Source organism: Frankia nepalensis (assembly GCF_016786325.1).
GTDB classification, from domain to species: Bacteria; Actinomycetota; Actinomycetes; order Frankiales; family Frankiaceae; genus Pseudofrankia; species Pseudofrankia nepalensis.
The window spans coordinates 1-10,685 of sequence record NZ_JADWYU010000049.1 but is presented as its reverse complement, the minus strand read 5'-3'; the positions used below and the strand labels follow the sequence as shown (position 1 = coordinate 10,685).

2 protein-coding genes are annotated in these 10,685 nt (G+C 69.5%); one reads left to right on the top strand and one right to left on the bottom strand.

The features are described 5' to 3' along the window. Positions 1 to 11 precede the first annotated feature (11 nt). A complete protein-coding gene (locus tag I6A81_RS02285; protein WP_203010073.1) occupies positions 12 to 1,022 on the bottom strand; it encodes a lytic transglycosylase domain-containing protein in 1,011 nt (336 codons plus the stop codon). A 1,132-nt stretch (positions 1,023 to 2,154) separates the two neighbouring features. Here I6A81_RS02285 and I6A81_RS02280 point away from each other — a divergent pair. After that, positions 2,155 to 10,685 (top strand): DNRLRE domain-containing protein (locus tag I6A81_RS02280; protein WP_307874413.1); only part of this gene is annotated, 8,531 nt, incomplete at its 3' end.

The following is a 10,685-nucleotide window of genomic DNA, read 5'->3' as shown; positions in this document are numbered from 1 at the left end:
AGGGGTGTTGTTTATAAGTGACTGTTTGTGGGGGCGGGGTCGGGGTCGGGGCTGGTGGCTGTGGTGCTGGTGGTGTAGCCGTTGGTCCAGGCGAGGACGGCGCGGACGTAGGCGTCGGAGGGGTTGTAGGCGCGGATCGCGGCGTACAGGTGACGAGGGTTGGTCAGGTCGCGGCCGTGGGCGCACAGGTAACCGCCGGCGGCGAGGGTGGCGTCGTCGATGGTGTTCGGGTTCTTGCGGCCGTCGTGGTTGCCGTCGCGGCCGGCGCCGGTCCAGGTGGAGGGGATGAACTGCATGGGGCCGACGGCGCGGTCGTAGGTGGTGTCCTGATCGAGGCGGCCGTGGTCGGTGTCGAGGATGCGGGCGGTGTCGCCTTGGCCGTCGAGGCGGGGGCCGAGGATCGTCGGGGTGATGGTGCCGTCGGTGGTGAGGGTTCGACCGGCGCCATGTCCGGATTCGATCTTGCCGATGGCGGCGAGGAGCTGCCAGCGCAGGTGGCAGCCAGGTTGTTCGGTTTCGAGGGTGGTGGCTGCCTGCTGGTAGGCGGTGAGAACCCTGGCGGGGATCTGCCGTTCGGCGGCGGTGAGTCGGATCAGGCCGCTGCTTCCTGTTGGGGCGGCCGCGGCGGTGGCGAGCGTGTCGGCGGAAGCCTGTCCGGTTCCGGTGTCGTCGCCAGAGGCCGGGGCGGTGTGGCTGGTGTAGTTGGACGGCAGGGGGTAGCCGCCGTCGGTGGGTGCGGTGGTTGGAGTGCGGGCGGCGGTGCCGGTTTCGTAGGAGAGCTCCGGGCCGGAGGTCAGGAGCAGGATGATCGCGGGGATGCCGAGCAGGGGCAGTCCGATGGCGTGGGCGAGGCCGATGACGCGGATGCGTGACCGGGTTTTGCGTCGTGTGCCGTGAGGTGCCGGGTCTACGGGTGGAGCCTGGCGGTGGCTGTCGGGCGCGGTGGCGCTGGCTGGCTTGTCGGTGCTGTCCGTGTCGGTTGGGCGGGCGTTCCCGGGGGTTGGTGGGTGCTGCCCGCTCATCTGTGCCGTCCTTTCCGGGTAGGCGGAAGGAGCCGGCGGCATACCGGTGTCCCCGCGTGCGGATAGCGCGGCGCCGTGCGGGCTGTTGAGCCTGGCCGCGTTTTGTCGCTCTACGTGATTTTCCGGCGGGTGGCCGTACGGCGGCGGGTCTCGCTGTCCGGTGGGTTCCTTTCGGCGAGTCAGGAGATCTGGTGCTTCCGTGCCCGGTCTACTGCCAGTCCTGAGGGTTACGGTGGGTGAAGTGGAAGCTGGGGTGAAGTCTCGGGGAACGCGTGTGGGCGGTTTCCTGGAGAGCACTCCAGTGGCCGGATACAGGGAAGGCCACTATGGCAGGCCAGCGGTAAGGACGCACGCGGAACACATAGAAGATCTTCAGGAATCTCGATATCCGCAGGTCAGGGGCCTGTCGAAGATTTAGGATCACGGTCCTGTCTCCGTGGGCAATGCGGCCGTCCTGGCGATCGGCGGTGGTCCGAGGTGGCCGCTTGACAGTCTCCGGTAGCGCTGCTAACCGTGCGCCTCTTCGCTATGCGGAGCGTGAGAACGTGACCGGCTGGTGCCGGCTGTGCCGCCGGCTGACCGAACTCCGCCGGCGCGGGTCTATCGCTTGACAATCGGACTGTCGCCTGCAACCGGTGCTTGTCTGCGCGCGAGGTTGCTTGTGAGTGACTACTGGGTGTCCGTCGGTGTTCCCGTTGGATCTGCTTGACGGCTGGTTGGCCTTGCGCCATATTTGGCTCCGCTCTCGTTCGATCTACTGTCCTGTGGCGCTCCGGGCCTGTTGGCCGGGGGTCCGCGGGCGATGTCGCCGGGCACGCCACCGTGTCCGGATTTTGCCCTCTCGTTTCTCGGGTGGGGTTTCGTCGGCGTTTCTCAGTGCCGGTCTGCCGCGTTGTGTGTTCATGGCGCGTGGGCCGGGGAAGGCCGTGGCCTTCGTTTCCTGGTTTTCGCCGTCTCCGTGGCGCGCGTGCTTTTTCGCGTGCCAGTTCTCCGGTCCTGTCCCGGTGTTCGCCGTGCGCGCGATACGCCTGCCGGAGCCCACGTGTCGCGTGGGTGCTGGTCCCTGGCTGTTTTCCCTTTGAGCTGCGCGGAGCATCGCATGACTGGCCGGCTTTCGGCTCTTCTTCGTCCGGTGTCGTTTGGTCGGAAGCTGTGGCGGCGCCGGGCCCGGGCTCGCCGGGTGGCGTTGCTGCTGGTGCCCGTGCTGGTCATGACCGGCGTGTCCCTGGTGGTCTATGACCGGGTGACCAGTCCCGGCCTGGTGCCGATCTCGGAGCAGAACCCGTTCAAGGATGTGGACCTGCCCGAGTCGTCGGACGGCAGCATCGGCGGTGACGGCGAGGACGAAGACGAGGCGGGGGAGCCGGTCCATCAGGTGCCGACGTCGGCGACGTCGGTGGGTGGTGTGCCGGATCCGGCGGCCGTGCGGGCGCAGGTCGGTGAGGTCGCGGGCGCGGTGCCGGTCACGCCGGACGAGGAACCGCGGGAGGTGCGGATCCCGCCGGGGCAGGGCGAGGTGCAGGTTCCGCAGGTGGCGGCGGGCGCGGAGGTGCCGGCCCAGGGCGACCTGACGGTGGGGGCGCGCGAGCCGGGCCGGATGCAGGCCGGCCGGGTGGAGGTGGAGTCGGCGCGCACCGGGCAGTCGACGGTGTTCGCGAACCCAGACGGGACGTTTACGACGGAGGTGTCGGCGGCGCCGGTGCGCTTCAAGGACCGTGACGGCCGGTGGGTGGACATCGACACGCGGCTGGCGGAGCAGAACAACGGGCGGCTTCGCCCGAGGGCGGCGCAGGCCCCGGTGGAGATCGCCGCAGCGGCGGATGATCCGGAGTTGGCGCGGGTCGAGCTGGGTGCGGGTGTGTCGGTCGGGTTCGGGCTCGACGGCGCGGCCGGGTCGGCGGGGAGGGCCGACGAGGCGAAGGTCGTGTTCGCCGGGGTGCGGGAGCAGGCCGATCTGGAGCTGTCGGCGGCGAACAGCGGGTTGAAGGAGGTCATCGTCCTGCGGTCGGCCGGGGCGCCGACGAGTTGGGCGTTTCCGCTGAGGCTGCAGGGGCTGACGGCGAGTCTGGACGCCTCGGGCCAGGTGGTGCTGGCCGGGCGGGACGGCAAGGCGGTCGCGGTGATCCCGCGCGGGTGGATGGAGGACGGCGCCGGGGCGGTGTCGGACGGGGTGACCTACCAACTGGTCGAGGAGGCCGGCAAGGGCCAGGTGCTGCGGGTCGAGCTGGATGCTGACTGGCTTTCGGCGCCCGAGCGGGTGTTCCCGGTGCGGGTGGACCCGACGGTGACGGCGCTGTCCGCGGCGGCGGACGACACCTATGTGTCGTCGGCGACGCCGAGTACGGCGCATCTGTCGGACGCGTCGCTGCGGGTGGGCCTGCGTACCGGCGGCGATGTGAACCACGCGTATCTGCGGTTCCCAAACGACCCGGCGCTCGCGAACGCGAACATCCTGTCGGCGACGGTGAGCCTGTACAACGAGGCGTCGCATGACGCCTGTGACCCGCATCCGGTGTCGCTGCACCAGGTGGCGGCGCCCTGGAACGGTCTGGCGGCGGTGTGGCCGGGGCCGGCGGTGGGGGATGAGGTCGCGCAGTCGAGCTTCTCGCACCAGGCCGGGAACGGCTCCTGCGGGGCCGGGTGGGAGACGTTTTCCGATCCGCGGATCACGGAGCTGGTCGAGGACTGGAACAACGGCTCGCAGGACAACCACGGCCTGTCGGTGCGGGCGTCGACGACGGACTCCGATCATTACAAGGAGTTCGCGTCGAAGGACTGTGCCTGCTCGGCGCCGGGGACGTCGGGGGACCACCGGCCGAAGATGTCGGTGACGTGGTCGCCGTATGACGCGGACTATGCGTTTCCGTCGGGGTCGGCGGTGTGGGAGCAGCCGGTGACGGCGACCCAGGAGGGCCGGATCAAGATCCGGGTGACGAACCACGGCGCGGAGACGTGGCGGCCGAACGGTGACTACAAGCTGTCCTATCACGTGTTCAACGCGGCGGGGACGACGCTGATCACGGATCAGGGGAAGCAGACGGACCTGCCCTCAACGGTGGGCCGGGGCCAGTTCCTGGACGTGACCGCGGTCGTCGACGAGTTGCCGGCGGGTAGCTATCTGCTGAAGTTCGACATGCAGGACGTAGGCGCGACGGGCAACACCTGGTTCTCCGGCCACGGGGTTTCGATGTTCCCGGTCGGGGTGACGTCGGGCGCGGGTGGCGGGGCGCAGGTGACGGGCGCGTCCCCGGACGACCTGCACCGGGCCGACTCGTTGCGCCCGACACTGTCGCTGAACGGCAGCCAGATCGGGATGACCTACGAGTTCCAGATCTGCACCAACCCGGACGCGGCGTCGGGCGCGTGCTGGGCGTCGGGCTCGGTGTCGGGCAGCGGGTCCACCGGGTCATGGCAGCCGCCCGCGGGGGCGCTGACGTGGAGCACGAAGTACTACTGGCGTGGCCGGGCGTCGTTCCTCGGAACGTGGAGTGCGTGGACGCCGCCGATCGGCCTGTACACCGAGGTGAAGGCGCCGGTGACGAGCCGGCATTTCGGGGCGGATCCGTATGTGCCGTCGGTGGCGTCGGTGACGCCGCTGATCGGGAACTACACGTCGTCGACGACGGATGTGACGGTGGCCGGCGTCGGTCCGCCGGCGGGGGTGACGCGGACCTACAACTCGCGTAACCCGTATGTGGGGATGTTCGGCGAGGGGTGGACCTCGCAGTGGGACATGAACGTCAAGGCCGACGATGCCGGTGAGGGCAGCCTGGTCGTGCGCTACCCGGACGGGCGGGAGGGCCGGTTCGGTCGGAACTGGGACGGCTCCTACGTCTCCCAGGATGGCCAGTACGCGCTGGTGCAGGCCCCAAGCCCGAAGATCGCGTCGTTCACCGGGGCGAACTCGATCAGCTCCCTCGGGACCACCGACACCGGCGAGACCTGGGAAGTGCTGTCCGGCACGTGGGGAATCAACAGCAACAACGCCTACCTGGCGACGGCGGCGGTGCTCAAGCCGAGCGTGGCGGTGCTACCGGCACCGCCGGACGGCCTGGTCCGGTTCACCGCCCCGACCGCGCAGGACAACGTGGGTGTGGCGTTTCGGGTGCAGGACGTCGACAACCTGTGGGCCCTGACGGTCAAACCGTCGACCAACTCGCTGGTCCTGGTCAAGCGGGTAGGCGGTACGACCAGCACCGCCGCGACATTCACCGGCGTCTGCTGCGCGGCGAACGACGTGTTCGCGGTGCGGATGGTCGGCTCGACGTTGACGGTGTACCGCAACGACCGGGTCGTCGGGACGCACACTGACTCGGCGTTGTCGACGGCGACGAAGGCGGGCCTGTACGCGACCGGAATCGGTTCCGGGCGGATCGGCTCGGTCACGATTGTCAGCGAGGCTCACCGCGACGTCTTCACCAGCGCGAACTCGTCGACGACCCTGGGCACGACCGACGACGGTGAGACGTGGAAGACCAGCACGGGTCTGGGTGCCGGGACCTGGGGTATCTCCTCGAACCAGGCCTACCTGGCGACCGCGTCGGGCAACCGCAACGTCGCCACCGTGCCGGCGGCGGCCGATGGCGCGTTCACCTTCAAGCTGCCGGTCGCGCAGGCCGGGCTGGGGCTGGCGTTCCGCTATGCCGACGCGGACAACTACTGGCGTCTGGTCGCCCAGCCGTCGTCCGGGACCTGGCAGCTGGTCAAACGCGTTGCCGGCACCGAGACGCTGGTGGCGACGTCGAGTTCCGGGCTGTGCTGCACCGCGTCGGACACGTTGAAGGTCATCACCTACGGCGAGTCGATCATCGTGCAGCGCAACGGCACCCAGATCCTGTCCGCGAGCGACCCGGCGGTGTTCTACGGCAGCCGTGCCGGCCCGTTCGCCGAGGCGACCGGCGCCGGCCGGTTCGACGAGTTCACCGCGACCGCGGCCACGACGCTGACCGACAAGTCCGGCACCGCGCACACCTTCCGCTCCGACGGCCGCCTGGCCAGGATCACCGACGTCTCCGGCAACCAGCTCGAACTGACCTGGGACTCCAACGCGAAGCTGACCACGGTCGCGAACCTGACCACGGCCCGGTCGCTGTCGTTCACCTGGACCGGCACCCACGTCACCTCCGTGTCGACGCAGAGCGTCGCCGCCCACGGCGGACCGGTGACCTGGACGTATGCCTACACCGGCGACAAGCTCACCTCCGTCACCGCCCCGCATTCCGCCAACCCCACCCAGTACCGCTACGCGGGCAATGGCAAGCTCGACCGGATCACCCTGCCCAAGGGCAACGTCGACATGGAGGTCGGCTACAACAGCCCCGACGACACTGTCGCCTGGAAAGAGGACGGCGAAGGCAACCGCACCACCTACACCAGGCTCACCACCGACACCGACCCGACCACGATCGTCCGGGTCACCGATCCCAAGGACCATGACCAGGACTGGGAGTACGACAACGGCCAGCTGGTCTCGGTCCGCGACGAGATCGGGGAACGCAGCTTCGTCTACAACGACCGCGGGTTCCTCTACCAGGTCATCGACGAGAACGGCAACATGGTCCAGACGGACACCGATGACCACGGTAATGTGCTGACCCGCTCCCGGGTCCGGTCCCTCGTCGACGACACCGACCTGGAAGTGATCTCGGAGTTCTACGAGTACTACCAGGGCTCCCCGGGTGACCCGCGCAACGACAGTGTGCTCGTCTACCGCGACGGCCGTTCGGGCTCGCCGACGGACAACACCTTCGCCACGACCAACCAGTACGACTCCTACGGGCAGCTGATCGGCCATACCACCCCGGCTACCGATGCCTTTCCGTCCGGCCGGACCGAGACCTGGGTCTATTCCACCGGTACCGAGGCGGCCACGGGCAGCGGCGGCACGGTCCCGCGCGGCCTTCTGCTGACCCACACCGACCCGCGCGGCAAGACGACGACCTTCGGCTATGACGTGAAGGGTGATCTGCGCCGTGAACAGGATCCGGCCGGGCTGGTCCACACCTACACCTACGACGAGCTGGGCCGGCAGGTCACGTCGACCGAAATCTCCGACACCTTCCCCGCCGGTCTGACCACCACCACGGCCTACACCAAGCTGGGCTGGGTCGCGCAGGTCACCCAGCCGGGCGTGGAGAACCTCATCACCTCGGTCGTGCACACCCCGGTGACCACCAACAGCTATGACGCGAACGGAAACCTGATCCAGGTCACCGTCTCCGACTCCACCGGCGGCGACACCGCCCGCGTCACCGAATACAGCTACGACGACGCGGACCGGGAGATCTACCGGACTGACGGTGCGGGCTCGTTCCCGTGGTCGACCTATGCGACCACGTACGACCCGAACGGCAACGTCGCCACGTCGACGGACCCGAACGGCACGGTCACCGCCTACACCTACACCGTCCGCAACCTGCTGGCGATGACCGTGGTGGAGGACTTCGTCGACGACCCGGTCGCCGGCAGCGCTCCCCACGACGAGTTCATCGAGTCACGGGCCTATGACCCGGCGGGCCGGCTGGCCTCCGTCACCGACGAGGAAGGCCGCGTCACCCGCCACACCTACTACCTGGACGACCTGCCGTACCGCACGATCCTGCAGGGCTACCGGCCCCCCGACCTGGCCACCGGGCAGCTGTCGGAGGCCGGTGCCTATGACCTGGTGCTCGCCGAGCACCACTACGACCGGGCCGGCAACGAGACGTCCACGATCGCCGCCGGCGGGCTGCGCACCACGAGCGCCACCTACGCGCAGGACGGCAGCCTGGAGTCCCAGGCGGTCGACCCCGAAGGGCTGCATCGCTGGACCGCGCACACCTATGACGCGGCCGGCAACCCGCTGCTCGACGAGTCCGGCGCCGACGGCACCTCGAACACCCGTCGCACCGAGTACACCTACGACGACGCGAACCGGCTGGCGACGACGACCGTGTTCGGAGACGGCTCCGACCGGTTCACCAGCGCGCTCGTCCGCGACCAGCGCGGTTTCGTTGTCAGCTCGGTCGACCCCCGCGGCTACGTGTCGGGCGGCCCGCCGGACCCGGCCTATGTCACCGACCTCGTCACGGACGCGCGTGGCAACGTGGTCCAGACGATCCATCCGCCGGTGCAGGTCGAGCAGAACGGTGGCTCGGCGACGACGGACCGGCCGTCGGAGGAGGTCGGTTACAACACCTTCGGCGAGGTCACCCATGTTCGTGACGCCCGTAACCAGGTGACGGTCACCGCTTACGACCACCTCGGTCGGGTCACCCAGAAGACCTACCCGTCCTACACCCCACCCGGCGGCGGCAGCCCGATCGTCCCGACCGAGCAGTGGTACTACGACGACAACAACAACCCGACCATCCACATCGACACCCGCGGCCAGACCACCACCATCGTCTACGACAAGCGCGACCGGCCGGTCGCCGTCACCGAACCCCAGGCCAGCGGCGCGCCCTCGGCCGGCGTCACCCGGACCGTCTACGACGACGCGGGCAACGTGATCAGCACCGTCGACCAGCTCGGCGCGTGGACGTTCCACGCCTACGACGACCTCGACCGCGAATGGGCCACCACCACCACCGAACGCTCCCCGCTGGCCACGTTCAACGCCTACACCGTCTACAACGACGCCGGCGACGTCGTCCGCGTCGTCAAGCCCTCCAACGTCGCCACCGGGGCGTCGGTCATCTCCGAGTACAACGGCGCTGGCGACCTGGTCGCGGTCACCGACGAGCTCGGCAAGACCACGACCCGCGGCTACGACCATGTCGGTCGGCTCGTCTCGACGACCGACCCGCTCGGCCGCGAGACCCGCACCACCTACGACCGCGCCGGCCGGACCACCGCCGTCGCCCAGTACTCACCCACAGACACCCTGCTGCGCACCACCACGACCGGCTACGACGCCGCCGGCAACGTCACCTCCGCGACCGACCCGAACGGGCACACCACCACCGCCACGTTCGACGCCCTCAACCAGCGGCGCGCCCTCACCGTCCCCGTCTCCTCCGGCGTGTCGATCACCAGCAGCGCCGGCTACGACGTCGCCGGCAACCGCACCCGCCTGACCGACGGCAACGCCAACAGCACCATCTACACGTTCAACTCCCTCGGCCTGCCCGAGAAGACCATCGAACCGTCCACCCCGGCCTACCCGAACCTGGCCGACCGCACCTGGCAGGCCACCTACGACGCCAGCGGACTGCCCACGACTCTTCTCGAGCCCGGTGGCGTCACCCGCACCGCGACCTACGACGAGCTCGGCCGGCGCACCGTCGAGACCGGCTACGGCACCGGCACCACCGGCGCCGCCCGCGCGCTGGAATACGACCTGGCGGGCAACCTCGTCGAGATCGACATCCCGGCCGGCAGCATCCCGTTCACCTACAACGACCGCGGCCTGCCTACCTCGGCCGGCGGTGGCGCCTCGACGTTCGTCTACGACGAGGACGGCCGCATGATCCAGCGCGGCGACACCGGCACCTGGTCAAACTACTCCTACGATGCCCGCGGCAACCTGGTCGCCGCCGGCCCCGCCGCCGCCGGCGGCACCCGCCTCTACAGCTACGACGACGCCAGCCAACTCGTCGAGATCGACTACGACGGCGACACCGGCGCGGTCCGCAACTTCACCTACGACGACCTCGGCCGCCTCGCCACCGACACCCTGACCGGCCCGGGCGGCACGCTGCGCGCCCAGAGCTACGCCTACGACGACAACGACAACATCACCTCGTCCACCATCAGCCCCGGCACCGTCGCCGCCGCCGGCACCCACACCTACACCTACGACTGGGCCGACCGACTCACCTCCTGGACCGATCCCGCGAGCACGGCCACCACCTACGGCTGGGATGCCGCCGGCAACCGGACCTCGGTCAACAGCCAGGCGGCGACGTTCGACGCCCGCAACCGGCTCACCTCCGACGGCGCTGCCACCTACCTCTACACCGCCCGCGGCACGATGAGCAGCCGCACCGCAGGCTCCACGGTCACGACCTTCGGGTTCGACGCGTTCGACCGGCTCGTCTCCCACACCGCCGGCCCCGTCACCACCGACTACACCTACGACGGCCTCGACCGCATCGCCACCCGCAACACCACCGAGAACTTCGTCTACGACGGCCTCGAGAAGGAACCCGGCGTCGACGGCACCTCGGCCTACGCCCGCGGCCCCGCCGGCGAACTCCTCGGCACCGGCACCGCCGGCGGCGACTGGGCCACCCTCGAAAACCAGCACGGCGACATCGTCGCGGCCTTCACCATCGACGGCACCGCGCTCACCGACGACCGTGCCTACGACCCCTTCGGCGCCCCCATCGTCGCCGGCGACCCGAACCTGCGCATCGGCTACCAGGGCAGCTGGACCGACCCCGACACCGGCCTCGTCAACGCCCAGGCCCGCTGGTACAACCCGGCCACCGCCACCTTCCTGTCCCGCGACACAGCCGCCCTGCCCTGGACCGGCACCCCGGCCGACAACCGCTACACCTACGCAGCCGCCAACCCGATCACCTACAACGACCCCACCGGCTTTCGGGTCGACCCCGACGCCGAGATGCGCCAGTCGGTCGCCGAGGCCAACCGCAAGGCCGGCCGTACCGACATGAAGTGCAACGCCATCGGCCAGTGCGCTCCCGGCAAGGCCCCGGCCATCGTCCGGGGTAAGCCCCA